The organism is Mycobacterium sp. NGS63, from assembly GCF_059812295.1.
This window is the reverse complement of record NZ_JCALCJ010000008.1, coordinates 55,476-82,141: the sequence shown is the minus strand read 5'-3', so window position 1 is coordinate 82,141 and position 26,666 is coordinate 55,476. Positions and strand designations below refer to the sequence as shown.

The following is a 26,666-nucleotide window of genomic DNA, read 5'->3' as shown; positions in this document are numbered from 1 at the left end:
CGCAAATACGCCAAAAGACTTTGTCGTCAGCCTACCGACCGGCAGCCGGACAAACGCCATCCGGGCGACCCGCAACAGCAGGTCAGGCCCGCGCGGGCCGGTAGCCCTGGGAGATCATACGGGCTGCGCGCCGGAGAACCGGTTACGTGTCGCGCATGGTCCCGACCAGGTCCTCCACCAGGTCTTCCATCGCCACCATCGCGACGACGCCGCCGCCGTCGGCCGCGCCGTCGGTCACCAGCGCCAGGTGGCTGTTGTTGCGCCGCATCCGGGTCAGCGCGTCGGCCAGTGGCAGCGACTTGGGCACCCGCGGCAGCGGGCGCACCACGGGCAGGTCGATCACCGTCTGGCGGTCGGCGCCGAGCGCCAACACGTCCTTGATGTGCACGTAGCCGATGAACTTGCGGCCCGGGTCCACCACCGGGAAGCGGGAGTAGCCGGTGCGGGCCAGGGCGTCCTCGACGGCGCCGACGGTCGGGCCGAAGCCCGCGGCGGCCACCGGCACCGCCTCGATGTCGGCGAGCGGGCGCGCCACCTCGCCGACCATGCGGTAGCGCAGCTGCAGCGCCCGGGTCAGCCGGGTGTGCTCCTCGGCGTCCAGCAGGCCCTCCGACACCGATTCGGTGATCATCACCCGCAGCTCCGTGGTCGACACCGCGGCGTCGAGGTGCGTCTTGGGTTCGACGCCCAGCGCGCGCAGCACCACGTTGGCGCACTTGTCGTAGAACGCGATGAACGGCCGCGCCGCCCGCACGTAGGCCAGATACGGCGGGACCAGCAGCATCGCGGCGCGCTCCGGGCCGGCCAGCGCGATGTTCTTCGGGACCATCTCGCCCAGCAGCACGTGCAGCGTGACCACGATGGCCAGCGCGATCACGAACGACAGCGTGTGCAGCAGCGCCGCGTTCATGTTGGTCAGCCCGAGCCCGCTGCGCAACAGGCCGGCGACGGCGGACTCGCCGATCCGGCCGAGCAACAGCGAGGCGACCGTCACCCCGAGCTGCACTCCGGCCAGCATGGACGACAGTTGCTGGCCGGCGCGGATCACCGTGACCGCACGGGTCTTGCCCTGCTCGGCCAGCGCCTCGAGGCGGTCGCGGCGCGCCGAGATCAGCGCGAACTCCGCGCCGACGAAGAACGCGTTCACCCCGATCAGCAGGACCGCCAGCACCAGCCCCAGCGCCTCGCTCATCGCTGGCCCCGTCCTATCTCGGCGCGCCCGCCCAGTTGCTCGAGTTCGAGCACGTCGATGCGCCGGCCGTCCATGCCGACCACGGTCGCCTGCCAGCGCGCCGACGCGTCCAGCAGGCCATCGGCGTCCAGCGCGGTCAGTTCGACGGTTTCCCCGGCGGCCGGGATGTGGCCGAGCTCGCGCAGCACCAGGCCGCCGATCGTCTCGTAGGGCCCCTCGGGGGCGCGGAATCCGGTGGCCGCGGCGACCTCGTCGATGCGCAGCAGCCCGTTGACCCGCCAGCCGGCGCCGGCGGCGACCACGTCGGGGGTGGCGTCGTCGTGTTCGTCGCGGACGTCGCCGACGATCTCCTCGACCAGGTCCTCGAGGGTCACCATGCCCGCGGTGCCGCCGTATTCGTCGACGACCAGCACGGTCTGCAGGTCGTTGGCCCGGATCTCGGCCATCACCGCGTCGCCGTCCAGCGTCGACGGCACCACCGGCACGTCCTTCGCGAGCGCGGTCAGCGGGGTGCTGGCGCGGTCGGTGGGCGGCACCGCGAACACCTGCTTGACGTGCACGATGCCGACGGTCTCGTCGAGGTCGCCGTCCACGATGGGGAACCGGGAGAAGCCCGACTCGGCCGTCGCGGCGACCAGGTCGGCGACGGTGTTGCCGGTCTGCAGGGCGACGATCTTGGAGCGCGGCGTCATCAATTCCTCGGCGGTCAGGTCGCCGAATTGCAGCGACCGCCGCACCAGGGCGGCGGTGGCCGCGTCCATGGTGCCGCTGCGCGCGGAGTTGCGCACCAGCGACGCCAGCTCCTGCGGTGAGCGGGCCGAGCGCAGCTCCTCGGCCGGCTCGACGCCCAGCTGGCGCACGATCCAGTTGGCCGCGCCGTTCGTCAACCGGATGGCGGGGGTGAACACGAGCGAGAACAGCAACTGGAAGCCCGCGACGGCGCGGGCGCTCGACAGCGGGCGCGCCACCGCGAGGTACTTCGGGACCAGCTCACCGAACACCATCGACACCGACGTCACGACCACCAGCACTAGAAACGCGATGATCCCGTCGGCCAGCCGGTCGGGAATTCCGAACGCGCGCAACGCCGGATGCGGCAGGTGCTCGACCATCGGCTCGGTCAGGTAGCCGGTTGCCAGCGTGGTGATCGAGATGCCCAGCTGGGCGCCGGACAGCTGAAACGACAGCCGGCGCTGGGCGCTGAGGATGAAGCGGTCGCGGCGCCCGCCGGTGCGGGCGTTGGCCTCGACCACGCTGCGATCCAGCGCGGTCAGCGAGAATTCGGCCGCGACGAACACCGCATTGCCGAAGATCAGCGCCGCGATGGCCAGCACGCTGACGAGCGTGACGGTGACGTTCATGACGCGGTTTTAAGGGGCGCCGGGAACGCCGTGGGTGGCCGCTGGGCCCCGAAGGCCGGGCTCGGTCTTCGGGCCTTGACGCGTGCCTGGGGCACGTCAAACCTTTCCCGCGATGCGGCGCAGCACTTTGCTGCGAGCCGGAAGTTCGCGTGAATTCACATGTTAGCCAAGACGTCCAGGCGAGTTGTGCTTACCAACCCAGTGGCAGGGGATGGCCCTCGGCGAACCCCGCGGCCGACTGCACGCCGACGACGGCCCGCTCGTGCAGCTCGGCCAGCGTCGAGGCGCCGACGTAGGTGCAGGTGCTGCGCAGCCCGGAGGTGATGTGGTCGAGCAGGTCCTCGACGCCGCCGCGGTCGGGGTCCAGGCCCATCCGCGCCGTGGAGATGCCCTCCTCGAACAGCGCCTTGCGGGCGCGGTCGAACGCGGTTTCGGCGCCGCTGCGCGCGACCACCGCCCGCTTGGACGCCATGCCGTAGCTCTCCTTGTAGGGCTGGTCGTCGCGGTCGCGCATCAGGTCCCCGGGCGACTCGTAGGTGCCGGCGAACCACGACCCGATCATCACGTTCGACGCGCCCGCGGCCAGCGCCAGCGCGACGTCCCGCGGATGCCGCACGCCGCCGTCGGCCCACACATGACCACCGAGTTCCCTTGCCGCAGTGGCGCATTCGAGCACGGCGGAAAACTGCGGCCGGCCGACGCCGGTCATCATCCGGGTGGTACACATCGCGCCCGGGCCGACGCCGACCTTGACGATGCTCGCCCCGGCGCCCAACAGGTCGCGGGTGCCGTCGGCCGACACCACGTTGCCGGCCACCAGCGGTAGACCCAGGCCCAGCTCGGCGACCGCGGTGATCGCCTCCAGCGTCTTGATCTGATGGCCGTGGGCGGTGTCGATGACCAGGACGTCGGCCCCGGCCTCGGCCAGGGCACGGGCCTTGGCGCCCACGTCGCCGTTGATGCCGACGGCCGCGCCGACGCGCAGCCGCCCGCGCGCGTCGGTGGCCGGGGTGTACAGCCCGGCGCGGACGGCCGCGGTGCGGGTGAGCACCCCGGCCAGCGTGCCGTCGGCGTGGGTGACCACAGCGACGCCGATCGGGGCGTGCTCGAGCAGGTCGAAGATCTTGCGCGGCTCGGCGCCCGCCGGGGCGGCCACGAAGTCGGTCACGGCCACGTCGCGCACCCGGGTGAACCGGTCCACCCCCAGGCACGACGCCTCGGTGACCAGGCCGATCGGGCGGCCCTCGAAGGCGACCACGGCCACCCCGTGCGCGCGCTTGTGGATCAGGGCCATCGCGTCGGACACGGAGTCGTCGGGCCCCAGCACGACCGGGGTGTCCAGCACCAGGTCGCGGCTCTTGACGAACTCCACCGTCTGCTGCACCGCCGGGATCGGCAGGTCCTGCGGCAGGATCACCACGCCGCCGCGGCGCGCAATGGTCTCGGCCATCCGCCGCCCGGCCACCGCGGTCATGTTGGCCACCACCACCGGAATGGTGGTGCCCGAGCCGTCGGTGGTGGACAGGTCGACGTCGAACCGGGACGCGACGTCCGAGCGGTTCGGCACGATGAAGACGTCGTTGTAGGTCAGGTCGTAGCCGGGTCGATGCCCGTCGAGAAACCTCATGGGATTCGGCTTGCCCCCTTCGCGAACTCTTACACGACTATGCGGGCACTTCGCTGCGGTCGCCGCTCCACAGCGTGTGGAAGCGCTTGTCCGGCTCGTCGTCGATGCGGCCGTAGGTGTGCGCGCCGAAGAAATCGCGCAGCCCCTGCGTGAGTGCCGCGGGCAGCCGCTCGGTGCGCAGCGCGTCGTAGTAGGACAGCGCCGAGGAGAAGCCCGGGATCGGGATCCCCAACTGCGTGGCGGTCACCACGACGCGACGCCAGCCGTCGATCGCGGCCTCGATCGCGCTGCGGAAGTACGGCGCCACGATCAGCGTCGGCAGGTCGGGGTCCTCGTCGAACGCGTCCTTGATGCGGTTGAGGAACTTGGCCCGGATGATGCAGCCGCCGCGCCAGATGGTGGCCAGGTCGCCCGGCGTGATGCCCCAGTCGTATTCGGCGCCGCCGGCCTGGATCTGGTTGAACCCCTGCGCGTAGGCGATGATCTTCGACGCGTACAGCGCCTGCCGGACGTCCTCGACGAATTGCGTTGCGTCGGTGGGCTTTTCGCCGAGCTGTCCCGCGGCCAGCCCGGTGGTGGCCTTGCGCTGGGCCACCGAGCCGGACAGCGCGCGGGCGAACACCGCCTCGGCGATGCCGGTGACGGGGACGCCGAGGTCCAGCGCGGACTTGACCGTCCAGCGCCCGGTGCCCTTCTGCTCGGCCTCGTCGAGGATGACGTCGACGAGCGGCTTGCCCGTCTTGGCGTCGTTCTGGCGCAGGACCTGGGCGGTGATCTCGATGAGGAAGCTGTCCAGGTCGCCCTCGTTCCATTCGGCGAACACGTCGGCGATCTCGCCGGCAGTCTTGCCGAGGCCGTCGCGCAGCAGCTGGTAGGCCTCGCCGATCAGCTGCATGTCGGAGTACTCGATGCCGTTGTGCACCATCTTGACGAAGTGGCCGGCGCCGTCGGGTCCGATGTGCGTGCAGCACGGCACCCCGTCGACGTGCGCGGAGATCTCCTCGAGCAGCGGGCCCAGCGACTTGTAGGACTCGGCCGGGCCGCCCGGCATGATCGACGGGCCGTTGAGCGCGCCCTCCTCGCCGCCGGAGATGCCGGCGCCGACGAAGTGCAGCCCGCGATCGCGCATCGCCTTCTCGCGGCGGATGGTGTCGGTGTAGAGGGCGTTGCCGCCGTCGATGATGATGTCGCCTTCCTCCATGGCGTCGGCGAGCTCGTTGATGACCGCGTCGGTCGGGTCACCGGCCTTGACCATGATCAGCACCCGCCGCGGCTTCTCCAGCGCGTCGAGGAACTCCGCGATGGTCTCCGAGCGCACGAACTTGCCCTCGTCACCGTGCTCTTTGAGCAGCGCATCGGTCTTGGCGACCGACCGGTTGTGCAGGGCGACCGTGTAGCCGTGGCGGGCGAAGTTGCGGGCGATGTTGGAACCCATGACGGCGAGGCCGGTGACGCCGATCTGCGCGGTACCAGTCTTGTCCGACGAACTCATGTCTTGGCCTTTCACGTCAATTCAGGTCAATTCCGGAAAGCTGTCGCCACACACTGTGGCATACCGGACTTTCGGCCCGCCAAAGCGTTTCGCGCTACAGGTTGAACAGTCGCTGCAGCTCCGTCAGCCACGGCACGACCAGCGCCACGGTGGGGACCACGAGAATCGCGGCGGCGGTCAGGTAGGCGGCCGCCGACAGCACCGGGCTGTTGCCGCGCCCGGAGAGCCGGCGCACCCGCAACACCGTGCTGGTGCCGCCGACGGCCAGCGCGCCCGACGGCGCCCGCCCCGACGCGCAGGCGACCAGCGCCCGTGCCAGGGGAGCGCGGCCCGCGGCGCGCACCGCGGCGTCGTCGGCGAGCAGCTCGACGAGCAGTTGCACCGAGCGCAGCGCGTGGGTGCTGCGGACCAGCCGCGGGAAGGCCGCGTGCACCGCGGTGAACGCCTCGAGCACCAGGTCGTGACGGGCCCGCAGGTGGGCGCGCTCGTGGGTGAGGATGGCCGACACCTCGTCGTCGGTGAGCGCGCTCAGCGTCCCCTCGCTGACGACCACCCGGCTGCGCACGCCCGGCAGGCAGTAGGCGAGCGGCTGCGCGACGTCCAGGACGCGAAGGTCGCGGGTCCGGGCGCAGGGCGTGGTGCGCGCGGCGTCGTGGCCCACGCCGACGAGGTCGACCACCATGCGGTGATGGGCGCGGCGGCGCCGGTTGGCGATGGCGACCCGCGCCAGCGCGACCGTCAGCCGGGCGCCGACCAGCACGGTCAGCGCGAAGACCGCGACGTAGGCCGTCCACAGCGGCCAGCCGAGCCGCCCCTCGGCGCCCAGGATGGTGGCGGTGGGCCGCCCGTCGGGCCCCGGCACGAGCAGCCGGCTGGCGATGGCGATGCCGGCGCTGAACGCCGAGAGCACCGCGGCCAGCGCGACCGCCTGCCACAACACCATCGCCGCGCGCGGGGCGCGCAGGGGCCACGTCGCTCGTGCCAATAAAGCCGGCGCCGGGCCGACCAACAGCACCGCGAGGAGGGTGAAGGCCAGCGCGGACACGCTGCCAGTCTCCCTCAGTCCTCCGCCGGAGCGCCAGCAGGTCGGGTGTTATTGCGTTGATTGGCTTCCAGTTCGGCCAGCGCGCGCCGCAGCGCCTGTGCCTCGTCGGCGCCGACGCGCTCGACGAAATGCACGAGCGCGGCCTGCCGGCCGCCGGAATCCTCTGCCTGGGCGAGCGCGTCGACCATCAGGCCGGCAACGAGCTCGTCGCGCCCGTGCACCGGCGCGTACCGGTGCGCGCGGTCGTCGCGGATCTGGGAGACCAAATTCTTCTTCGCCAACCGCTGCAGCACGGTCATGATCGTCGTATAGGCCAGGTCGCGTCGCGCCGACAACGCTTCGTGGACCTGACGAACGGTTTGGGGTTCCGGCGTGGACCACAGATGGTCCATCACCGCGCGTTCCAGATCCCCCAGCCGGGTCAGCTTGGCCATAGTTCGTTCATCTCCTGAGCGTCGAAGTAAGCGTACTCCCGTTTACTACTGGGCGTCGTACCGAAAGCCTCGATCCACAGGCGACTCTAACCCTTGCGAAATTAGGACAGCCTTGCCTATGCTGATGGCGGTCGAGCGACAATGACCGCGGCAGAGTCCTGAGGGCTGCAGTGACCCCCGGTCTACTCGATCGGCGAGCCCCGCGCCCAGCGCGGGGCTCGCCTGTTTCTCGATGGTGTAGACACTGAACGTGCCTCCGAACGTGCCTCAGCCCGACGCGATCCTGCCGCCAGATTTCTCCGCGCCGTTCGACCGCGAACTGGGGCTGCGGTTCACCGAGCTCAGCCCCGATCGCGCCCGCGCCCAACTCGAGGTCACCCCCAAGCTGTTGCAGCCGATGGGCCTGGTGCACGGCGGCGTCTACTGCTCGGTGATCGAGAGCATGGCCAGCGTGGCCGCCTACACCTGGCTGAACACCAAGGGCGACGGCGGCAACGTGGTGGGCGTCAACAACAACACGGACTTCCTGCGCTCGATCGGTTCCGGGACGGTGCACGGCACGGCCGAACCGATCCATCGCGGCCGGCGCCAGCAGCTGTGGCTCGTCACGATCACCGACGACGACGAGCGGGCGGTGGCCAGGGGCCAGGTGCGGCTGCAGAACCTCGAGGCCTAACGCCGATACCGGCCACCCCAGGCGCCGAGCGTCCCCCGACGCCGAGCGTCCGCAAAATGCCGGGCCGACCGGCGCGTCGCCGTACAGACACGCACCCTCGCGAGATGATGCCAGGGCGCGGGGCCGAAATTCCCAGCAACTTCCCAGCAGCCGCGCGCCGGCGCCCCGCGGCCCGGTCGGCGGTGAAATGGCTTGGCGTGGAAGGTTTTTCGATAGGGCTATAGCTCGGCCGCCCGCGCGACGGCTACCGCGCCCGTCGTCGTGGCGGGACACGAGCACCGCCTAAGTTGCGGACGCAAAGCGACCCGGTACCTTCTATAGCGGCGCGCCGCACTGGCCGCCCGGACGAGTTCGCCGTACCCGGAAAGCGACAAGACGGTGACCGCGGGATGCCTGGCGCGCCGGATCACCGAAAACGGGCTCGTGGCTCCGCCTTCCGCTTAGACACCGGTCGCCGGGGCATCCTCCGCCGTGAAATTTCGCGACGAGAGGACTAGTGATGATCAATCCGTTCGCCGGGCAGGCCGACATTCCCAACCGGGAAGGCGCGTGGGCCCAGCAGGCCGAAGCCGAGCTCTCCACCCGCCGCCACCGCGAGGAGATCGACCGGTGCATCAGCCACGGGCTGGAGGCCGCCCCCACGATCAACGACCGCACGCTGTCGACGTTCGCGCGGGGCGAGCTGCCGCACTTCGCCGGGGAGCGGGGAACGTTCCTGAAGTGCCCCTTCCTGGAGGACGTGCACGACGTGGGCGACGCCGAGGTGGCCGTCTTCGGGGCGCCGCTGGACGCCGGCACCACCTACCGGCCGGGCACCCGGTTCGGCCCGATGGGGATCCGCCGCTCCACCAACCTGTTCGGCACCTATTGCTATGAGCTCGGGGTGGACCTGCGCGAGCAGCTCAACATCGTCGACATCGGCGACGTGGTCACCATTCCGGCCAACATCGAGAAGTCGTTCGACCAGATCAGCACCGCCATGTCCCACGTGGTCTCGCAGGGCGTGTTCCCGGTGATCCTCGGCGGCGACCACTCGATCGGGTTCCCGACCGTGCGTGGCCTGGCCCCGCACATGGACGGCAACGTCGGCATCATCCACTTCGACCGCCACGTCGACACCCAGGAATCCGACCTCGACGAGCGGATGCACACCACGCCGTGGTTCCACGCCACCAACATCAAGAACGCGCCGGCCACCAACCTGGTGCAGATCGGCATCGGCGGCTGGCAGGCCCCGCGCGCGGGGGTCCGGGTCGGCCGCCAGCGCGGCAGCACCGTGATCACCGTCGGGGACGTCGAGCGCGTCGGGATCGAGAAGGTCGCCGAGATCGCTTTGGAGACCGCGTGGAAGGACGCCAAGGCGGTGTACCTGTCGTTCGACATCGACGTGATCGACGCCGGTTTCGTGCCCGGCACCGGCTGGCCCGAGCCGGGCGGCCTGCTGCCCCGCGAGGCGCTCAACCTCATCCGGCTGATCTCCGAGCCCGGGCTGAACGGCATCGAGGTCGTGGAGTGCTCGCCGCCCTACGACTGGGCCGAGCAGACCGCCCTGATGAGCAGCCGGGTCATCCTGGACAGCCTGGCCGTCATGGTGCGCGCCGGAAAGCTCGGCAAGAAACCCGCCGCCATGAAGCGGCACGCGTGGGGGCCATACAGCGACTAGGCGTCCCGCGGGGCCCGACGAGCGCCGCCCGGCCGTCCGCCCGGGCGGCACGGTCGGTTGCTCGACCGACCGACGGCAAAGCCAACCCCGCGGGCGGGCTCCGGCCTGGCGGTGGCCCGAGACGGCTCGCCGCGGCGCCCGCGCACATCGTCCGCCGGAGGCGCGATCGATTCCGAACGGCCGTGCGCCGGCGGGCGCCGGCCGCCGCCGCGGGCGGTGGCGTCGTACGTTCCCGTCGACGCACTGAAACGCCTGCCGGACAACGGCTTTGCCGCCATGCCCAGGCGAGCCGGTCGTGTGCCCGGCGCGACATTCCGTGACGGCCGGGTGCGGCCCCCGCCGATCGGCGGTGAGCCTGGGCGGGCCACGTCTTGCCGGGCCGTATCGAGTTCGCCGGCGCGCGTCCGCGGGAGCCGGGATCCAACGCCTCCCAGCTAATTCCCAGGAGTTAACCAGGACCACTACAGGGTTGGCTGACACTATTAAGCACTTGTGCGGCAACCTCAGCGCCGGTATGGCGATATGCACATCGGTGCGGTGATACGCACATCGAGGGGGACACCATATCGCGCGCCGCGTCTTGAATTCAAAGGCTTGCGCCAAACCACCATTCGGGAAGTGGTGGCGGCCGCAAAGTTTGCGCCGGACGCGCTTGCTAGGGGGGGTTAGCGGTGGATTTCGCGTTGTTTCCACCCGAATTCAATTCCGGGCGGATGTATGCGGGCGCTGGCCCGGGCCCGATGGTCGCGGCCGCCGCCGCGTGGGACGGGCTGGCGGCGGAGCTGAATTTCGCGACGAGCGGGTACCGGTCGGCGATCGCCGAGCTCACCGGCGGGCCCTGGGTGGGCCCGTCGTCGACGATGATGACCGCCGCGGTGGCCCCGTACATGTCGTGGATGACCGTGACGGCCGCGCAGGCCGAGCAGGCCGCCAGCCAGCTCAAGTCGGCGGTGGCGGCCTACGAGGCGGCGTTCACGGCCACCGTGCCGCCGCCGGAGATCGAGGTCAACCGGGCGTTGTTGGCGGCGCTGGTGGCCACCAACATCCTGGGCCAGAACACCCCGGCGATCGCGGCCACCGAGGCGCAGTACGCCGAGATGTGGGCCCAGGACGCCGCGGCGATGTACGGCTACGCCGGTGCGTCGGCGGCCGCGACGAAGCTGACCGCGTTCACCGCGCCGCCGCAGACCACCGACCCGGCCGGGACCGCCGCCCAGGCCGCCGCGGTCACCCAGGCCGCGGCCGTCCCGGGCACGGCGTCGGGGCTGAATCAGGCGATGGACCTGGTCCCCGGCGCGCTTCAGGCCCTGGGGACGGGCGGCGCGTTCGACCCGATCTCGTTCCTGGAGGAAGTACTCGGCACCACCACGGGCCAGGCCCTCAACGTCTTCACCACCGATGCGGGTAACTGGACCCTGGTCATCAGTGGCTTCCTGTTCACCGCGTCCGGCATCACGCCCTTGTTGGGCGGCCTCTACGGCCTCGCGGTGCCGACCGCCGCGGCCGTGGCCGGCGACGTGGCGCCCGACGCAGGTCTGGGTGCCCTGGTCAATTCGGCCGGGCCGGGAACCGGCGGACCCATCTCGGCGAGCGTGGGCGGGGCGGACTCGATCGGCAAACTGTCGGTACCGCAGTCCTGGACTTCCGGGCCGGGGATCCGGCTCGCCAGCAGCGCATCGCCGCTGGCCGAGGCCGCGCCGGGCGCCGCGGCGGCGGCCGAGGGGCAGGGAGGCTTCCTCGGCGGCATCCCGCCCGTCGGCAGCCTGGTCAACGCTCCCCGCGGCGAACAGACCCGCACCCGATCGGGCACGGGCCAAAAGGTCGTTCCGGCGATGCCCGGCGAGCAGGCCCCCGAGCAGGGGGCGCCCGCCCCGGCCCCGCAACCGCAGCGCACGGTCCGGCACGTCGCCAGCGCGCTCAGCGCCGGGGAACGCGAGGAGCTCGACAAGCTGCGCAAGGAGATCGCCGAAGCCGCGATGGAGCGCGACGCGGCGGCACGCCTGATCAAGGAGGCGATGCTGTGATTGCCCTCCTGGATTTCGCGGGGCTGCCGCCCGAGGTCAATTCCGCCCGGATGTACGCGGGCCCGGGGGCGGAGTCGCTGGCGGCGGCCGCGACCGCCTGGACCACGTTGGCCACCGAGCTGAGTTCGACGGCAAGCGAGTACCGGGCGGTGGTGGCCACGCTCGCCGGCGGGCCGTGGGTGGGCCCGTCGTCGGCGTCGATGGCCGCCGCGGTGAGCCCGTACCTGTCGTGGATGACCGCGACCGCCGCGCAGGCCGCGCAAACCGCCGGCCAGCTCGGGTCGGCGATCGCGGCCTACGAGTCGGCATTCGCGGCGACGGTGCCCCCGGTGGAGATCGAGGTGAACCGGGCGCTGCTGGCGTCGCTGGTCGCCACCAACACCTTCGGGCAGAACACCCCGGCGATCGCGAGCACCGAGGCGCGGTACGCCGAGATGTGGGCCCAGGACGCCGCGGCGATGTACGGCTACGCGGGCGCCTCGGCGGCCGCGACGAAGCTGGCGTCATTCACCGAACCGCCGCAGACCACCAACCAGGCCGGCACCACGGCGCAGGGCCCGGCCGTCGGCCAGGCCACCGCCCAGGCGACCGCCTCGAACGTGCCGAACCTGCTGCAGAGCATGTCGTCGGGATCCGCGGCCGCCACGCCCGCGTCAAACCCGATTATCGACTACCTCAACGGGCCGAACCCGATCCTGAATGTGCTGAACAGCTACCCGTTCCAGACGTTCCACACGCTGAGCGGCGGGACGGTGGGCTATCAGATCCTCTCCGAGGGGCTCAACTTCGACGCGTCCGGCGCCATGCTGACCCTGGCGCCACCGGTGGCCGCGGCCTGGAACCCGCTGGTGAGTGCGCTGTCGGCGCCGGCGACCGCCGCCTCCGACGTGACGGGGGCGGGCCAGGCCGGCTCGTCGCTGGTGGGCTCGTCGGGACCCACGGCCGGGATGGGCGAGGCGGCCACCGTCGGCAAGCTGTCGGTGCCCCAGTCCTGGAGCGCGTCTCCGGGCATCCGGCTGGCCGCCACCGCGTTGCCGGCCACCGGGCTGGGCGGCGCGCCGGAGGCCGGGCTGGGCGGGTTCTACGGCGGCATGCCGATGGGGCCGGTGGCCAGCGTGGTCAACGCGCCGCGCGGCGACGCGCCCCGCACGCGGTCCCGGCACAAGGTCGTCGCGGCGCTGCCCGGCGAATCCGGCATGGACGACGACGCCGCGGCGCGCTGGGTCAAACCGTCCGCCGCGGCGGAGGGTGACGGCGCGCTCAGCGAGCGCGACGAACTCAACCAGCTGCGCAAGGCGATCGCCGACGTGACCAGGCAGCGCGATGTGCTCAAGCGCACGGCCTCCACGCTGATCAAGGAGGCTTCGGAAAAGTAGTGCAAAGAAGTTGCGAAACCTGCAGTAACACAACAGATTTCGACGATTGGGGTCGGTTCAATTGTTTTTCATGAAGTTCGCCGGTACTGACAACAGGCTGGAGAGCGAAGTGGCCGAGGACATCGCGGCGGGCGTACCCGCGCACGACGGCGTGGACGACGCGCGGCTGCGCACCGGCGCGGCCACCGAGGTCGCGCCCGACACCGGCGCCGACGACGAGGACCTCGCGCAGCTGAAGGCGCTGGGCTTCTCCTCGGAGTTCAAGCGCGACATGAGCCCGTGGGCGAACTTCTCGCTCGGCTTCACCTACCTGTCGCCGGTGGTCGGCATCTACACCGTGTTCGCGTTCGCGCTGGCCACCGCCGGCCCGCCGATGATCTGGAGCCTGCTGATCGTCGGCGCGGGACAGATGCTGGTGGCGCTCGTCTTCAGCGAGGTCGTCGCGCAGTTCCCGGTGGCCGGCGGCGTGTACCCGTGGGCGCGCCGGCTGTGGGGACGCAAATGGGCGTGGATGACCGGGTGGATCTATATGTTCTGCCTGCTGGCGCTGATCGCCGACGCCGCCTTCGGCGCCGGCCCGTACGTGGCGGCCATGTTCGGCTTCGCGCCGACCGTGCCGGCCAAGGTCTGTTGCGGCCTGGCCGTGCTGGCGGTGGCCACCCTGATCAACCTGACCGGCACCAAAATCCTGGGCTACTTCGCGATCTTCGGCTTCACCGCCGAGCTGATCGGCGCCCTGGTGGTCGGCGTGTGGCTGCTCATCTCCCACCGGTTCCACGGGCTCGGCGTGCTGTTCCACAGCTTCGGCGCCGAGGGCAACCACAGCTTCCTTTCCGCCTTCTTCGCCGCCGGCCTCATCGGCCTCTACCAGTTCTTCGGGTTCGAGGCGTGCGGCGACGTCGCCGAGGAGGTGCGCAACCCCGGCATCCAGATCCCGAAGGCGATGCGCCGCACCATCTACATCGGCGGGGCCGCATCGACATTCGTCTGCCTGAGCCTGATCCTGTCGGTCACCGACTTCGGCGCGGTGATCCGCGGCGAGGACACCAATCCGATCGACACGATCCTGGCGAGCGCGTTCGGGGACATGGGGTCGCGGATCGTGCTGGGCATCGTGCTGATCTCGTTCGTGTCGTGCGCGCTGAGCCTGCAGGCCGCCGCGAGCCGGCTGATCTTCTCCTACGGCCGCGACGGCATGATCATCGGGTCAAAGCTGCTGGCGCACTTCAACCACAAGCGCCACGTGCCGCCGTACTCCCTGCTCGCCGCGGTCATCATCCCGGGCGGACTGATCCTCGCCGCCCTGCTGTCCGCGCACCCGCTCAACAAGCTGGTCAGCTTCGGCACGGTCGGGGTGTACCTCGGGTTCCAGATGGTGGTGCTGGCCGCGCTGCGCGCCAGGCTCAAGGGCTGGAAACCGACCGGCAAATACCAGCTGGGCCGCTGGGGGATGCTCGTCAACGTCGGCGCCCTGATCTACGGCGTGTCGGCCATCGTCAACGTCTGCTGGCCGCGCACCCCCGAGGCACCCTGGTACGACAACTGGGTGGTCCTGCTGATGTCGGGCCTGATCATCGGCTTCGGCCTGGTGTACATGGCGTTCTCCCGCTCTTACGCCAAGAGCGACGCCCCCTACGCCGACGCCATCCCGGCGCGGTAGCGGCCGGGCGGTCGGTGTAGCCCGTTGGGGCCGCAAGGCCCCGACTGGCAGGATTTACAGCCATGCTCCTCACCCCGCACGAGCAAGAGCGACTGATGCTGTCCTACGCCGCCGAGCTGGCCCGGCGGCGCCGGGCCCGGGGGCTACGCCTGAATTTCCCGGAGGCCGTCGCCGTCATCACCGACCACATCCTCGAGGGCGCGCGGGACGGCCGCAGCGTCGCCGACTTGATGGCCAGCGGGTGTGACGTGCTCAGCCGCGACGACGTGATGGAGGGAGTGCCCGAGATGATCGACGACGTGCAGGTGGAAGCGACGTTCCCGGACGGCACGAAGCTGGTCACCGTGCATCACCCCATCCCATGATTCCCGGCGAAATCCTTTACGGCACGGGCGATATCGACATCAACGCGGGCGCCCAGCGCCTGGAGATGCGGATCGTCAACACCGGCGACCGCCCGGTGCAGGTCGGCAGCCACGTGCACCTCCCGCAGGCAAACGCGGCCTTGTCGTTCGACCGCGCGGCCGCCCACGGTTACCGGCTGGACGTCCCGGCGGCCACCGCGGTGCGCTTCGAGCCGGGCATCGCCCAGACCGTCCGGCTCGTCCCGCTGCGGGGACGGCGCGAAGTGCACGGCCTGAGCCTCAACCCGCCCGGACGGCTCGACCCCGCATGACGTCGCTATCCAGGCAGCGCTACGCCGAGCTGTTCGGCCCGACCACCGGCGACCGGATCCGGCTGGCCGACACCGACCTGCTGGTGGAGATCACCGAAGACCGCAGCGGGGGACCGGGTCTGGCCGGCGACGAGGCCGTGTTCGGCGGCGGCAAGGTGTTGCGCGAATCGATGGGCCAGGGGCGCGCGAGCCGCGCCGAGGGCGCGCCGGACACCGTGATCACCGGCGCGGTGATCGTCGACCACTGGGGAATCATCAAGGCCGACATCGGGATTCGCGACGGCCGGATCGTCGCCATCGGCAAGGCCGGCAACCCCGACGTCATGTCGGGCGTGCACCCGGACCTGGTCGTCGGCCCGTCCACCGAGGTTATCGGCGGCAACGGCCGGATCCTGACCGCCGGCGCGATCGACTGCCACGTGCACCTGATCTGCCCGCAACTGATGCCCGAGGCGCTCGGGTCGGGCATCACCACGATCATCGGGGGCGGCACCGGGCCCGCGGAGGGCACCAAGGCCACCACGGTCACGCCCGGCGAATGGCATCTGGCTCGGATGCTGGAGGCGCTGGATTCGTGGCCGCTGAACTTCGCACTCCTCGGCAAGGGCAACACCGTCAACGCCGAGGGGCTGTGGGAGCAATTACGCGGCGGCGCTTCGGGTTTCAAGCTGCACGAGGACTGGGGTTCCACACCCGCGGCCATCGACGCCTGCCTGACCGTGTCCGACGCGGCGGGCGTGCAGGTGGCGCTGCACACCGACACGCTCAACGAGATGGGGTTCGTCGAGGACACCCTGGGTGCCATCGCCGGCCGCTCGATCCACACGTATCACACCGAGGGTGCAGGCGGCGGGCACGCGCCCGACATCATGCGGGTCGCGGCCGAGCCGAACGTGCTGCCCAGTTCCACCAACCCGACGCGCCCGCACACGGTCAACACGCTCGACGAGCACCTGGACATGTTGATGGTGTGTCACCACCTCAACCCGGCGGTGCCCGAGGACCTGGCGTTCGCCGAGAGCCGCATCAGGGGATCGACGATGGCCGCCGAGGACCTGCTGCACGACATGGGCGCGATCTCGATGATCGGCAGCGACTCGCAGGCGATGGGCCGCATCGGCGAGGTGGTGATCCGCACCTGGCAGACCGCGCACGTGATGAAGCGCCGCCGCGGCGCACTGCCCGGCGACCCGTCTGGCCCCCAAGCCGCAGACAACAACCGCGCGCGGCGCTACGTCGCGAAATACACCATCTGCCCGGCGATCACGCACGGCCTCGATCACGAGATCGGCTCGGTGGAGGTGGGCAAGCTCGCCGACCTGGTGCTGTGGGAGCCCAAGTTCTTCGGGGTTCGTCCGCACCTGGTCCTCAAGGGCGGCGCGATCGCGTGGGCGGCGATGGGCGACGCCAACGCATCGATCCCGACGCCCCAGCCGGTGCTGCCGCGCCCGATGTTCGGCGCCGCGCCGGCCACGTCGGCCGCCACCTCCCTGCACTTCGTGGCGCCGCAGGCGATCGAGGCGGGCCTGGCCGAAAAGCTGGCGGTGAACCGGCAATTGGTGCCCGTTCGCGACGTCGGCCACATCGGCAAGGCCGACCTACCGCTCAACGACGCGATGCCGGCCATCGACATCGACCCCGACACGTTCACCGTGCGCATCGACGGCGAGGTCTGGCCGGAGCAGCCGGCGACCGAACTGCCGATGGCGCAACGATATTTCCTGTTCTGATGTTCGAGCCCGCACTGACCACCCTGCTCGCGCTGGCCGATTCGCGGCTGCCCACCGGCGCGCACGTGCACTCCGGCGGCGTCGAGGAGGCCGTCGCCCAGGGCATGGTGGCCGACCTGGTCACGCTGAAGGCGTTTTTGGTGCGCAGGATTCGCACCCAGGGACTGGTCTCGGGATCGGTGGCGGCCGCGGTGCACCGCGGCGACCTCTCCGTCGACGACGCCGACGCCGAAACCGACGCGCGCACACCGGCACCCGCGGCCCGGCACGCCTCGCGCAGCCAGGGCAGGGGGCTGGCGCGGCTGGCGCGGCGGGTCTGGCCCGACGCGGACTTCGACGACCTGGGCCCGCGCCCGCACCTCGCGGTGGCCGCCGGGCGTGTCGGGGCGTGCAGCGGCCTGCTGCCCGAACACAGCGCGCTGCACGTCGTGTACACCACGATGACCGGCTCGGCCACCGCCGCCCAGCGGCTGCTGGCGCTGGACCCCGCCGCGGTCGCCGCCGTCACCTTCGAGCTGTCCGGCCTGTGCGCGAGCACCGCCGCCGAGGCCGGCAAGGGGCTGGCCGACCTGTCCGATCCCTTGCTCGACACGCTCGCCCAGCAGCACTCCGAGCGCGAGCGGCCCCTGTTCGCATCCTGAAAGGCCAAGCATGCCAACGCATTCCCACACCCACCCGCATCCCGTTCACGATCGGCCGAAGCGGGTCCGGCGGCCGGGCGAGCCGCTGCGCATCGGCGTTGGCGGGCCCGTCGGCTCCGGCAAGACGGCGCTGGTCGCCGCGCTGTGCCGGCAGTTGCGCGACGAGCTGTCGCTGGCGGTGCTCACCAACGACATCTACACCACCGAGGACGCCGACTTCCTGCGCCGCAACGCGGTGCTGCCCGACGACCGGATCGCCGCGGTGCAGACCGGCGGCTGCCCGCACACCGCGATCCGCGACGACATCACCGCCAACCTGGACGCGATCGACGACCTGATCGCCGCCCACGCGGATCACCGGGCGCTCGACCTGATCCTGGTCGAGTCCGGCGGCGACAACCTCACGGCCACCTTCTCGTCGGGCCTGGTGGACGTGCAGATCTTCGTCATCGACGTGGCCGGCGGGGACAAGGTGCCCCGCAAGGGCGGGCCCGGCGTCACCTACTCGGACCTGTTGGTGGTCAACAAGATCGACCTGGCGCCGCTGGTCGGCGCCGACCTGCAGGTGATGGAGCGCGACGCCGGCGCCGTGCGCGGCGGCCGGCCCACCGTCATGCAGTCACTGACCAAGGACCCGGCCGCCACCGAGGCGCTGGCCTGGGTGCGCGACCAACTGGCCGCGTCGCCGTAGATGCACTCCGAGGTCCTGCTGGTCGCGTCCGGCAACCGGGTGCCGCGCATCGAATGCCGCGGCGGCGGCGTCCAGGCCCGCTGCACCGCGCCCGGCACCGTGCACCTGGTGTCGGCGGCGGCCACGCCGGTGGGCGGCGACACCATCGCCATCCGTGTCGTCGTCGAGCGCGGCGGCCGGTTGCGGCTGCGCAGCGCCGCCGCGACCGTCGCCCTGCCCGGGGCGGGCTCCCCGACGTCGCACGCGCACTGGGAGATCGAGGTGACCGGCTGCCTCGACGTCGACCTCGAGCCGACCGTGGTCGCCGCCGCGGCCCGGCACGTGTCCAGCGTGGCCCTGTCCCTGCGCGACGAGGGCCGGATCCGGTTTCGCGAGCGGGTGCAGATCGGCAGATGCGGTGAGCGCGAAGGGTTCTGGTCGGGGTCGCTGCGCGCCGACCGCGACGGCCGCCCGCTGCTGCGCCACCGGGTGGAGCTGGGCGCGGGATCGCTGGCCGACGACGCGATTTGCGCACCGCGCGCCGCCGTCAACGAATTGCGCTACCCCGCCGAGGATCTGGGTCCCGCGCTCGACGGGTGGACCGTGCTGGCGCTGGCGGGCGGCGGAACGCTGAGCACCTGGCAGGCCGACCGGCTGACCGGCTAGCTCGTCGAGAGTGAGCTGAGGGCTTTCAGTGTGAGCCAGTGGCGGGATTCGGGGCGATCTTCCCGCCCAGGATTCACAATCGATCCCGGCCGACGCGTTCGCGGGCTAGCTGGCAACCCGCGCGACGGCCGCGGAGCCGCGGGCCTCGGCCGCCAGTTCGGCCAGCTGCTCGAGCCGCGTTCGCGCGAAGGCCTGCTGGTCGGTGATCGTCAGCTGGCCCCGCCGCGTGCTCAGGAAGGTGACCGTCCACGACAGCAGCGTGGTGATCTTGGTCTTGAACCCGATCAGGTACACCAGGTGCAGCACCAGCCACATCAGCCAGGCGATGAAGCCGCTGAACTCCAGCGGGCCGATCTTGGCGACCGCGGAAAACCGCGACACCGTGGCCATCGAGCCCTTGTCGAAGTACTGGAAGGGCTCGCGCTCGGCCGGGTCGGCCCCACCGAGCTCGGCCTTGATCGTGCCGGCGACGTACTTGGCACCCTGGATGGCGCCCTGCGCCACCCCCGGCACGCCCTCGACCGCGGCCATGTCGCCGACGACAAACACGTTGGGGTGCCCGGGGATTGACAGGTCGGGAAGGACTTTGACCCGGCCGGCCCGGTCGAGTTCGGCCGACGACTGCTCGGCGAGATCCCGGCCCAGCCCGCTGGCCTGCACGCCGGCGGACCACACCTTGCAGGCCGACTCGATGCGCCGCACGGTGCCGTCGGAGTCGCGCACCGTGATGCCGTTGCGGTCCACGTCGGTGACCATCGCATCCAGCTGGATCTCGACGCCCATCTTCTCCAGCCGCGCGCGCGCCCGCTCGCCCAGTTTCTCACCCATCGGCGGCAACACCGCGGGGGCGGCGTCGAGCAGGATCACCCGCGCCCGGGTCGAATCGATGTGGCGGAACGCGCCTTTCAGCGTGTGTTCGGCCAATTCGGCGATCTGCCCGGCCATTTCGACACCGGTGGGGCCGGCGCCGACCACGGTGAAGGTCAGCAGCTTCTTGCGGCGCTCGGGATCGCTGGACCGCTCGGCCTGCTCGAAGGCGCTCAAGATCCGGCCCCGCAGCTCCAGCGCGTCATCGATCGACTTCATGCCCGGCGCGAATTCGGCGAACTGGTCGTTGCCGAAGTACGACTGACCGGCACCGGCGGCGACGATCAGGCTGTCGTAAGGGGTTTCGTAGCTGTGTCCGAGCAGCTCGGACACCACACTCCGGTTGGCCAGGTCGATGTGGGTGACGTTGCCCAGCAGCACCTGGACGTTGCGCTGCTTGCGCAGCACCACGCGGGTGGGCGGGGCGATCTCGCCCTCGGAGATGATGCCCGTGGCCACCTGGTACAGCAGCGGCTGGAACAGGTGGTGGGTGGTGCGGGCGATCAGCTTGATGTCGACGTCGGCGTGCTTGAGCTTCTTTGCCGCGTTGAGTCCGCCGAATCCCGAACCGATGATGACTACCTGGTGACGACGCTTGGGTGCAGCAGTGAATTCTGGCTGCGGGCTCATGTTTGGGTTGCTCCTGACGGGGGCTCCTGGACGCGCGAGATCAGTTAGCTATCACGCTAGTGAGCCGATACGGCGAAACCCAGATTATTAGCGTGTGCAATGAACCACATCGCGCCATCGGGGCTGGTCGGGCCGACGTGATGCTCGTCATGTCGGCCGCCGAATGCGACGTGCGTTACAGCCCGACCAACGGGCGCAGGGCTTCGCCGGCCGCGGCGATGACACCCGGTGTGTAGAACGGCATGTTGATGATTACGCCGCTGATCCCGGCGTCCAGCACCTTGGACTTGATCTGCTCGGCGACCGAGTCGGCGCTGCCGACCACCATCCGCTGATCCATCCCGGGGGGAATCTGGTCGGCCTTGAAGTTGTCGTCGACGACGACTGTGGTCAGGTGGCTGGTTTCCAGCGTGGCCGGATCGCGCCCGATCTCCTCGCAGCGCTCGCGGACCACCTTGAGCTTGGCGGGCAGCTCGTCGAACCCGGCGATCACATTGAGGTGATCGAAGTGGCGCGCCGCGAGCGGGATCGTCTTCTTCTCGCCGCTGCCCCCGATCATCAACGGAATGTGGTCGCGGAAGCGGGGATTGGCCATCGCCTGCTCGGCGCGATACCACTTGCCGGAGAACGTCGGCCGTTCCCCCTTGATCATCGGCAGGATGATCTGCAGCGCCTCGTCGAGCCGGTTGAACCGGTCGGTGAAGGTGCCGAACTCGAAGCCCAGCTGATCGTGCTCGAGCTCGAACCATCCGGTGCCGATGCCCAGGATCGCCCGACCGCCGCTCACCACGTCCAGCGTCGTGATGATCTTGGCCAGCAGCGTGGGGTTGCGGTAGGTGTTGCCGGTCACCAGGGTGCCCAGCTGCACCCGTTGGGTCCCGGTGGCCAGCGCGCCCAGCGCGGTGTAGGCCTCCAGCATCGGCTGGTCGGGATCGCCGAGCATGGGCAGTTGGTAGAAGTGGTCCATGACGAAGACCGAGTCGAAGCCGGCCTCGTCGGCCTCGCGGGCCTGGGCCAGGACGGTGGGGAAGAGCTGCTCCACCCCGGTGCCGTAGGAGAAGTTGGGAATCTGCAGACCGAGTCGAATAGCCACGCGATCTACCGTAATGCCGCGCGGCGCGGCGGGATACGGCTCGAATTACGCCCTCAGGCGAACTGGGCCAGCGCCCCGTGGCTGACGTGCAGGGTCTGGCCGGTGATGTGGCGGGCCGCCGGGGTGGTGAGGAACAGCGCCAGGCGGGCGACCTCCGCCGCGACCGACGGGGGCGTGCGGGACAGGCCGTCGTAGCCGGGCTGGGCGCTGCGCCCGCTGGCCACGACGTTCACCGTGATCCCGCGGGTTCCGAAAACGCTGGCCTGTCCGGCGGTCCAATTCGACAGGGCCGCTTTGATTGCGGCGTCGACGCTGCCCGCGGCCGGGTTGTCCGCGACCACGCTGACGATGGTGCCCCCGGAGCGGAGGTGATCGCCGACGGCCTGCACGGTCAGGGCCACCGACAGCACCGACGCGTCGAGCGCGTTGTGCCAGGCTTTGGCCGTGTCGGACATCGAGTGGGTGCGCGGGTCACCCGCGTCCCAGGCCGGTGCCGGCACGTGGACGATGGTGTCGAGGTGATGGGGGAACAACCCGCGCGCCTCGGCGAGGCTGGCCGGGTCGGTGGTGTCGCAGACGATGGCGTCCACGTCGAGTTCCTTGGCAGCGATCTCCAGGTCGCTGCGGCGCGCGCCCACGAGGGTTACCTTGTGCCCTTCGTCGCGGAAGCCTTCGGCGACCGTGCGTCCCAGCTCGGTGTCTCCGCCGGTGACCAGTACCTCCACTGGCAGACCTCCCCTCGGTTCGACGTCGAACGCTTATAGTCCTGCCAATGTTACTGGACGGTAGCTACTTGGCGAAATCCCGAGCCCCGCGACGCGCGGACAATTTTTGGTAACTATCCGGGCGTCACTCCGTCATCGGCACGCTTTAGGGTGCTGCCATGCGGCGGATCGCGGTGGTGTGGGCGGCGCTGGCGGCGGTCCTGGCCGGGTGCGGTTCGACGCCGCCGTCCCGGGCCGACGCCAAGGTCGTGGTGTTCGCAGCGGCCTCGCTGAAGCCGGCGTTCACTCAAATCGGTCGCCAGTTCAAGACCGAAAACCCCGGCAGCAGCGTCGATTTCGAGTTCGCCGGCTCCTCGGAGCTGGCCACACAGCTGACCCAGGGCGCGACGGCCGACGTCTTCGCCTCGGCGGATACCGCGCAGATGGACACCGTCGCCAAGGCGGGCCTGCTCGCCGGCGACCCGGCGAACTTCGCCTCGAACACGCTGGTCATCGTCACCGCACCGGGCAACCCGAAGAACGTCGGCTCGCTGGCCGACCTCGCCCGGCCGGGGCTGGGCGTGGTGATCTGCCAGAAACCGGTGCCGTGCGGCGCGGCGACCCAGCGCATCGAGGACGGCAGCGGGGTGCGCCTGAACCCGCTCAGTGAGGAACTCAGCGTCACCGACGTCCTCAACAAGGTCACCACCGGCCAGGCCGACGCCGGGCTGGTGTACGTCACCGACGCCCGCGCCGCGGGCGACAAGGTCGCCACCGTCACCTTCCCGCAGGCCGCCGGGGCGGTGAACGTCTATCCGATCGGGGTGCTGAAGAAGGCGCCCCAACAAGCGCTGGCGCAGAAGTTCGTGGCCCTGGTGACCGGCGGCGCCGGTCAAAACGTCCTGGCCCAGTACGGCTTCGCCAAACCCTGAGCCGTGCACGGGACCACGAACCTTCCCCGCTGGGTCTACATCCCCGCCGCGGTGGGGATCGTCTTCGTGGCGCTGCCGCTGCTGGCGATCGCGGTCAAGGTCGACTGGCCGAACTTCTGGTCGCTGATCACCAGCGCCTCGTCGCGCACCGCGCTGCTGCTGAGCCTGCGGACCGCCGCGGCCAGCACCGCGCTGTGCGTGCTGTTCGGGGTGCCGATGGCGTTGGTGCTGGCCCGCAGCACGGCCCGCGTCGTGCGGCTGCTGCGGCCGCTGATCCTGCTGCCGTTGGTGCTGCCGCCGGTGGTCGGGGGCATCGCGCTGCTCTACGCGTTCGGCCGGCTGGGGTTGATCGGGCATTACCTGGAGGCCGCCGGGCTCAGCATCGCGTTCAGCACGACCGCGGTGGTGCTGGCGCAGACCTTCGTGTCGCTGCCGTTCCTGGTGATCTCGCTGGAAGGCGCCGCCCGCACCGCGGGCGCCGACTACGAGGTGGTGGCGGCGACGCTGGGGGCGCGCCCGAGCACGATCTGGTGGCGGGTGACCCTGCCGCTGCTGGCGCCGGGCATGGCGTCGGGGGCGGTGCTGGCGTTCGCCCGGTCGCTGGGGGAGTTCGGCGCGACGCTGACGTTCGCCGGCTCGCGGCAGGGTGTCACCCGGACTCTGCCGCTGGAGATCTATCTGCAGCGGGTGACCGACGCGAACGCGGCCGTCGCGCTGTCGATCCTCCTGGTGGCGGTGGCCGCGCTCGTCGTGCTGGGGCTGGGCGCGCGCCGGCTGACCGGAACCGCGCCATGACCGAGTTGCGGCTGCGCGCCGTCGTCGCCGAACGCCGCCTGGACGTGGAGTTCTCGGTGTCGGCGGGCGAGGTGCTCGCGGTCCTCGGGCCCAACGGCGCGGGTAAGTCGACCGCGCTGCACGTCATCGCCGGCCTGGTCCACCCCGACGAGGGGGTGGTGCGGTTGGGGGACCGGGTGCTGACCGACACCGCGGCGGGGGTGAACGTGGCGACGCACGACCGCCGGGTGGGGCTGCTGCTGCAGGACCCGCTGCTGTTCCCGCACCTGAGCGTCGCCGCCAACGTGGCCTTCGGGCCGCACAGCCGGCGGCCGCTGCGAGCCCGCGCCGCCCACAAGGCGGCGGCGCTGCGCTGGCTGCGCGAGGTGGGCGCCGAGCAATTCGCCGACCGCAAGCCGCGGCAGCTGTCCGGCGGCCAGGCCCAGCGGGTCGCGATCGCCCGCGCCCTGGCGGCCGAACCCGACGTGTTGCTGCTCGACGAGCCGCTGGCCGGGCTCGACGTCGCCGCCGCCGCGGGCATCCGGGCGGTGCTGCGCGACGTGGTCACCCGCACCGGCCGCGCGGTCGTCCTGATCACCCACGACCTGCTCGACGTGTTCACCCTGGCCGACCGGGTCCTGGTGCTCGAATCGGGGCGCGTCGCCGAGGCCGGGCCGGTGGCCGACGTGCTCACCGCCCCGCGCAGCCATTTCGGCGCCCGCATCGCGGGGGTCAACCTGGTCAACGGCACGCTCGGCGCCGACGGCTCGCTGCACGCCCGCTCCGGCGCGCACTGGCATGCCGCCGGTGACCGGCCCGTCGCCGGCGCCCGCGCGGTCGCGGTGTTCCCACCCACGGCGGTGGCCGTGTACCGGGACCAGCCGCACGGCAGCCCCCGCAACACCGTCGAGGTGACGGTGGCCGAGCTCGACGCCCGCGGGTCGGCGGTCCTGGTGCGGACCTCCGAGCAGCCCGACGGCGCGCCCGGGCTGGCCGCGGAGATCACCGCCGACGCCGCCGCCGAGTTGCGACTGGCGCCCGGACAGCGCGTGTGGTTCTCCGTCAAAGCGCACGAGGTGACGCTGTACCCGGCGCCGGGATGACCTGCTCCGACACGAGGAAGATTGCACATCGGCAACATTGGTCGAACCGCAGCAAGGCATCCTTGCGTCACAGCCGCAACACGGTAGGTTCGTCGCCATGGAGCAGGTGGACGCGAACTCGACCCCGCGCAAAGGACTCTGGGCGACGCTGGCGATCGCCACGGTGACCGGCGCCAGCGCCGTCGCCATCGCCTTGCCGGCGACGTCGTACGCCGATCCGGAACCCGCGCCCCCGCCGCCGTCGAACACGGCGGCGCCCGCTCCCGGCGCGCCGGGAGCCCCGCAGGGCCAGCCGGGCGACCCCAACGCCGCGCCGCCGCCCCCGGCCGACCCCAACGCGCCCCCGCCCGTCGACCCGAACGCGGGCCGGATCGGCAATGCCGCCGGCGGTTTCAGCTTCGTGCTGCCGCCGGGCTGGGTGGAGTCGGACGCGACCCACCTCGACTACGGCTCGGAGTTGCTCAGCAAGATCACCGGCCCGCCGCCGATGCCGGGGCAGGCGCCGCCGGTCGCCAACGACACCCGCATCGTGATGGGCCGGCTGGACCAAAAGCTCTACGCCAGCGCCGAAGCCACCAACTCCAAGGCCGCCGTCCGGCTGGGCTCGGACATGGGTGAGTTCTTCATGCCCTATCCCGGCACCCGGATGAATCAAGACGCAGGCCCGCTGACGGGTGCCAATGGGATCACCGGCAACTCGTCGTATTACGAGGTGAAGTTCAGCGATCCGGCCAAGCCGACCGGCCAGATCTGGACGGGTGTGGTCGGTTCGCCGGCGGCCGGCAACGGGCCCGCGCAGCGCTGGTTCGTGGTGTGGCTGGGGACCTCGAACGACCCGGTGGACCGGGGTGCGGCCAAGGCGCTGGCCGAGTCGATCCAGCCCTGGACGCCTCCCGCGGCGCCGCTGGCCCCTGGCGCGCCGCCGCCCGCTCCCGGCGCTCCGGCGCCCGCTCCCGGCGCGCCTGCTCCTGCACCGGCTCCCGGCGCGCCTGCTCCTGCACCCGCTCCTGGCGCTCCGGCGTCCGCTCCGGCCCCGGGCCAGGCGCCCGCGGGCGAAGTCACTCCCACGCCGACGCAAGCGCCGCAGCAGACCTTGCCGGCGTAGCGGCGGGCGCCGTTCATCCGCGAGAGTGCAACTAGCGAGGCATCGCCCGAGAGCGAGTGTCGGTAGTCGCACTGTCGTGGCGGTCGGGGCTCGGCGCCGACGGCGCAATTCGGCACATGTTTTTTGAGCAGAAATTGGGTACTCCCAGGGAGCCCAGCGTCCCAGCTGGGCTTTGCCAGCGATTGCAAGGAGACCCCTATGGACGTCATGGCAGCAACCGAATTCCTGGCGCGATCGAGCACGTTGACGAGCGTCGGCTGGATCGGCTACATCATCATCGGCGGTCTGGCGGGGGCGCTCGCCAGCAAGATCATCCGGGGCAGCGGCGCCGGCATCCTGATGGACATCGTGATCGGCATCGTCGGCGCGTTGATCGGCGGCTTCATCCTGAGCTTCTTCGTCGACACCGCCAGTGGCGGCTACTTCTTCACCTTCCTGACCGCGCTATTCGGTGCCCTGATCCTGCTGTGGATCGTCGGCATGGTGCGCGGGGGCAACCGCACCTGATAGCGGCATGATGGAGTG

General features: G+C 70.9%; 25 protein-coding genes and 1 riboswitch. Of the genes, 16 read left to right on the top strand and 9 right to left on the bottom strand.

The window, feature by feature from the left end; all coding sequences use genetic code 11:
* Positions 1-142: 142 nt before the first annotated feature.
* The 6 genes from AC5Y4Z_RS20280 to AC5Y4Z_RS20255 all read right to left on the bottom strand — a co-directional run bounded on the left by AC5Y4Z_RS20280 (position 143) and on the right by AC5Y4Z_RS20255 (position 7,151).
* Entirely contained in the window at positions 143-1,192 is a 1,050-nt protein-coding gene (locus tag AC5Y4Z_RS20280) for a hemolysin family protein (RefSeq protein ID WP_499966483.1), read from the bottom strand.
* Positions 1,189-2,553, bottom strand: coding sequence for a hemolysin family protein (locus tag AC5Y4Z_RS20275; protein ID WP_499966482.1), 1,365 nt, complete (start codon positions 2,551-2,553; stop codon positions 1,189-1,191). The genes AC5Y4Z_RS20280 and AC5Y4Z_RS20275 overlap by 4 nt, the downstream gene beginning before the upstream one ends.
* Positions 2,554-2,743: 190 nt before the next feature.
* On the bottom strand, positions 2,744-4,180 hold the full coding sequence (locus AC5Y4Z_RS20270) for a GuaB1 family IMP dehydrogenase-related protein (protein ID WP_499966481.1): 1,437 nt from the start codon (positions 4,178-4,180) through the stop codon (positions 2,744-2,746).
* Positions 4,181-4,217: 37 nt separating this feature from the next.
* Entirely contained in the window at positions 4,218-5,672 is a 1,455-nt protein-coding gene (gene gnd / locus AC5Y4Z_RS20265; RefSeq protein ID WP_499966480.1) for an NADP-dependent phosphogluconate dehydrogenase, read from the bottom strand.
* 94 nt (positions 5,673-5,766) lie between these two features.
* A complete protein-coding gene (locus tag AC5Y4Z_RS20260; RefSeq protein WP_499966478.1) occupies positions 5,767-6,717 on the bottom strand; it encodes a M56 family metallopeptidase in 951 nt (316 codons plus the stop codon).
* 14 nt (positions 6,718-6,731) lie between these two features.
* Complete coding sequence (locus AC5Y4Z_RS20255) at positions 6,732-7,151, bottom strand: BlaI/MecI/CopY family transcriptional regulator (protein ID WP_499966477.1); 420 nt, start codon at positions 7,149-7,151, stop codon at positions 6,732-6,734.
* A gap of 250 nt (positions 7,152-7,401) precedes the next feature.
* Here AC5Y4Z_RS20255 and AC5Y4Z_RS20250 point away from each other — a divergent pair, with 250 nt between their 5' ends.
* The 11 genes from AC5Y4Z_RS20250 to AC5Y4Z_RS20200 all read left to right on the top strand — a co-directional run bounded on the left by AC5Y4Z_RS20250 (position 7,402) and on the right by AC5Y4Z_RS20200 (position 18,933).
* Entirely contained in the window at positions 7,402-7,827 is a 426-nt protein-coding gene (locus AC5Y4Z_RS20250; protein ID WP_499966475.1) for a PaaI family thioesterase, read from the top strand.
* A gap of 322 nt (positions 7,828-8,149) precedes the next feature.
* A riboswitch (guanidine-III (ykkC-III) riboswitch) is annotated at positions 8,150-8,212 on the top strand.
* A 114-nt stretch (positions 8,213-8,326) separates the two neighbouring features.
* On the top strand, positions 8,327-9,490 hold the full coding sequence (locus AC5Y4Z_RS20245; RefSeq protein ID WP_499966473.1) for an agmatinase family protein: 1,164 nt from the start codon (positions 8,327-8,329) through the stop codon (positions 9,488-9,490).
* A 713-nt stretch (positions 9,491-10,203) separates the two neighbouring features.
* The gene (locus AC5Y4Z_RS20240) at positions 10,204-11,514 is read left to right on the top strand and encodes a PPE family protein (RefSeq protein WP_499966736.1); all 1,311 of its coding nucleotides are present in this window, start codon (positions 10,204-10,206) and stop codon (positions 11,512-11,514) included.
* Positions 11,511-12,890: a PPE family protein gene (locus tag AC5Y4Z_RS20235; protein WP_499966471.1), complete on the top strand. Its 1,380-nt coding sequence runs from the start codon at positions 11,511-11,513 to the stop codon at positions 12,888-12,890. The genes AC5Y4Z_RS20240 and AC5Y4Z_RS20235 overlap by 4 nt, the downstream gene beginning before the upstream one ends.
* Before the next feature lie 70 nt (positions 12,891-12,960).
* Positions 12,961-14,550: an APC family permease gene (locus tag AC5Y4Z_RS20230; RefSeq protein WP_499966469.1), complete on the top strand. Its 1,590-nt coding sequence runs from the start codon at positions 12,961-12,963 to the stop codon at positions 14,548-14,550.
* A 62-nt stretch (positions 14,551-14,612) separates the two neighbouring features.
* A complete protein-coding gene (locus AC5Y4Z_RS20225) occupies positions 14,613-14,915 on the top strand; it encodes an urease subunit gamma (RefSeq protein WP_499966468.1) in 303 nt (100 codons plus the stop codon).
* A complete protein-coding gene (locus AC5Y4Z_RS20220; protein WP_499966467.1) occupies positions 14,912-15,226 on the top strand; it encodes an urease subunit beta in 315 nt (104 codons plus the stop codon). Before AC5Y4Z_RS20225 ends, AC5Y4Z_RS20220 begins: the two co-directional genes overlap by 4 nt.
* The gene (locus tag AC5Y4Z_RS20215; RefSeq protein ID WP_499966466.1) at positions 15,223-16,956 is read left to right on the top strand and encodes an urease subunit alpha; all 1,734 of its coding nucleotides are present in this window, start codon (positions 15,223-15,225) and stop codon (positions 16,954-16,956) included. The genes AC5Y4Z_RS20220 and AC5Y4Z_RS20215 overlap by 4 nt, the downstream gene beginning before the upstream one ends.
* Positions 16,956-17,597, top strand: a complete 642-nt coding sequence (locus AC5Y4Z_RS20210) for an urease accessory protein UreF (RefSeq protein WP_499966465.1) — start codon at positions 16,956-16,958, stop codon at positions 17,595-17,597. The genes AC5Y4Z_RS20215 and AC5Y4Z_RS20210 overlap by 1 nt, the downstream gene beginning before the upstream one ends.
* Positions 17,598-17,607: 10 nt before the next feature.
* Positions 17,608-18,288, top strand: coding sequence for an urease accessory protein UreG (gene ureG, locus AC5Y4Z_RS20205; protein WP_499966464.1), 681 nt, complete (start codon positions 17,608-17,610; stop codon positions 18,286-18,288).
* Complete coding sequence (locus AC5Y4Z_RS20200; protein ID WP_499966462.1) at positions 18,289-18,933, top strand: urease accessory protein UreD; 645 nt, start codon at positions 18,289-18,291, stop codon at positions 18,931-18,933.
* Positions 18,934-19,038: 105 nt separating this feature from the next.
* Here the strand turns inward: AC5Y4Z_RS20200 and AC5Y4Z_RS20195 are convergent, their stop codons facing one another.
* From AC5Y4Z_RS20195 to AC5Y4Z_RS20185, 3 genes are all read right to left on the bottom strand, one after another.
* Positions 19,039-20,430 carry an NAD(P)/FAD-dependent oxidoreductase gene (locus AC5Y4Z_RS20195; protein ID WP_499966461.1) on the bottom strand — a complete coding sequence of 464 codons (1,392 nt, stop codon included), beginning with the start codon at positions 20,428-20,430 and terminating at the stop codon, positions 19,039-19,041.
* A gap of 175 nt (positions 20,431-20,605) precedes the next feature.
* The gene (locus tag AC5Y4Z_RS20190; protein ID WP_499966459.1) at positions 20,606-21,523 is read right to left on the bottom strand and encodes an LLM class F420-dependent oxidoreductase; all 918 of its coding nucleotides are present in this window, start codon (positions 21,521-21,523) and stop codon (positions 20,606-20,608) included.
* A 53-nt stretch (positions 21,524-21,576) separates the two neighbouring features.
* Complete coding sequence (locus AC5Y4Z_RS20185) at positions 21,577-22,254, bottom strand: SDR family oxidoreductase (RefSeq protein WP_499966734.1); 678 nt, start codon at positions 22,252-22,254, stop codon at positions 21,577-21,579.
* Between the two features lie 152 nt (positions 22,255-22,406).
* On the opposite strand from AC5Y4Z_RS20185, the gene modA reads away from it, so the two are divergent.
* The 5 genes from modA (at position 22,407) to AC5Y4Z_RS20160 (ending at position 26,648) form a co-directional block, all read left to right on the top strand.
* Positions 22,407-23,159, top strand: a complete 753-nt coding sequence (gene modA, locus AC5Y4Z_RS20180) for a molybdate ABC transporter substrate-binding protein (protein WP_499966457.1) — start codon at positions 22,407-22,409, stop codon at positions 23,157-23,159.
* Between the two features lie 3 nt (positions 23,160-23,162).
* On the top strand, positions 23,163-23,954 hold the full coding sequence (locus AC5Y4Z_RS20175; protein WP_499966455.1) for an ABC transporter permease: 792 nt from the start codon (positions 23,163-23,165) through the stop codon (positions 23,952-23,954).
* Positions 23,951-25,036, top strand: a complete 1,086-nt coding sequence (locus tag AC5Y4Z_RS20170; RefSeq protein WP_499966454.1) for a sulfate/molybdate ABC transporter ATP-binding protein — start codon at positions 23,951-23,953, stop codon at positions 25,034-25,036. Before AC5Y4Z_RS20175 ends, AC5Y4Z_RS20170 begins: the two co-directional genes overlap by 4 nt.
* Before the next feature lie 97 nt (positions 25,037-25,133).
* On the top strand, positions 25,134-26,141 hold the full coding sequence (locus AC5Y4Z_RS20165; RefSeq protein WP_499966452.1) for an alanine and proline-rich secreted protein Apa: 1,008 nt from the start codon (positions 25,134-25,136) through the stop codon (positions 26,139-26,141).
* A 198-nt stretch (positions 26,142-26,339) separates the two neighbouring features.
* On the top strand, positions 26,340-26,648 hold the full coding sequence (locus AC5Y4Z_RS20160) for a GlsB/YeaQ/YmgE family stress response membrane protein (protein WP_499966451.1): 309 nt from the start codon (positions 26,340-26,342) through the stop codon (positions 26,646-26,648).
* The last annotated feature ends 18 nt before the right edge of the window (positions 26,649-26,666 follow it).

What these genes read in the sequence shown, in the direction of transcription:
- AC5Y4Z_RS20255 (WP_499966477.1), bottom strand. Translation starts at nt 7,151, where the DNA reads ATGGCCAAGCTGACCCGGCTGGGGGATCTGGAACGCGCGGTGATGGAC.
- gnd (WP_499966480.1), bottom strand. Translation starts at nt 5,672, where the DNA reads ATGAGTTCGTCGGACAAGACTGGTACCGCGCAGATCGGCGTCACCGGC.
- AC5Y4Z_RS20200 (WP_499966462.1), top strand. Translation starts at nt 18,289, where the DNA reads ATGCACTCCGAGGTCCTGCTGGTCGCGTCCGGCAACCGGGTGCCGCGC.
- AC5Y4Z_RS20245 (WP_499966473.1), top strand. Translation starts at nt 8,327, where the DNA reads ATGATCAATCCGTTCGCCGGGCAGGCCGACATTCCCAACCGGGAAGGC.
- AC5Y4Z_RS20160 (WP_499966451.1), top strand. Translation starts at nt 26,340, where the DNA reads ATGGACGTCATGGCAGCAACCGAATTCCTGGCGCGATCGAGCACGTTG.
- modA (WP_499966457.1), top strand. Translation starts at nt 22,407, where the DNA reads ATGCGGCGGATCGCGGTGGTGTGGGCGGCGCTGGCGGCGGTCCTGGCC.
- AC5Y4Z_RS20225 (WP_499966468.1), top strand. Translation starts at nt 14,613, where the DNA reads ATGCTCCTCACCCCGCACGAGCAAGAGCGACTGATGCTGTCCTACGCC.
- AC5Y4Z_RS20195 (WP_499966461.1), bottom strand. Translation starts at nt 20,430, where the DNA reads ATGAGCCCGCAGCCAGAATTCACTGCTGCACCCAAGCGTCGTCACCAG.
- ureG (WP_499966464.1), top strand. Translation starts at nt 17,608, where the DNA reads ATGCCAACGCATTCCCACACCCACCCGCATCCCGTTCACGATCGGCCG.
- AC5Y4Z_RS20170 (WP_499966454.1), top strand. Translation starts at nt 23,951, where the DNA reads ATGACCGAGTTGCGGCTGCGCGCCGTCGTCGCCGAACGCCGCCTGGAC.
- AC5Y4Z_RS20270 (WP_499966481.1), bottom strand. Translation starts at nt 4,180, where the DNA reads ATGAGGTTTCTCGACGGGCATCGACCCGGCTACGACCTGACCTACAAC.
- AC5Y4Z_RS20220 (WP_499966467.1), top strand. Translation starts at nt 14,912, where the DNA reads ATGATTCCCGGCGAAATCCTTTACGGCACGGGCGATATCGACATCAAC.
- AC5Y4Z_RS20165 (WP_499966452.1), top strand. Translation starts at nt 25,134, where the DNA reads ATGGAGCAGGTGGACGCGAACTCGACCCCGCGCAAAGGACTCTGGGCG.
- AC5Y4Z_RS20215 (WP_499966466.1), top strand. Translation starts at nt 15,223, where the DNA reads ATGACGTCGCTATCCAGGCAGCGCTACGCCGAGCTGTTCGGCCCGACC.
- AC5Y4Z_RS20210 (WP_499966465.1), top strand. Translation starts at nt 16,956, where the DNA reads ATGTTCGAGCCCGCACTGACCACCCTGCTCGCGCTGGCCGATTCGCGG.
- AC5Y4Z_RS20280 (WP_499966483.1), bottom strand. Translation starts at nt 1,192, where the DNA reads ATGAGCGAGGCGCTGGGGCTGGTGCTGGCGGTCCTGCTGATCGGGGTG.
- AC5Y4Z_RS20230 (WP_499966469.1), top strand. Translation starts at nt 12,961, where the DNA reads ATGAAGTTCGCCGGTACTGACAACAGGCTGGAGAGCGAAGTGGCCGAG.
- AC5Y4Z_RS20240 (WP_499966736.1), top strand. Translation starts at nt 10,204, where the DNA reads ATGTATGCGGGCGCTGGCCCGGGCCCGATGGTCGCGGCCGCCGCCGCG.
- AC5Y4Z_RS20275 (WP_499966482.1), bottom strand. Translation starts at nt 2,553, where the DNA reads ATGAACGTCACCGTCACGCTCGTCAGCGTGCTGGCCATCGCGGCGCTG.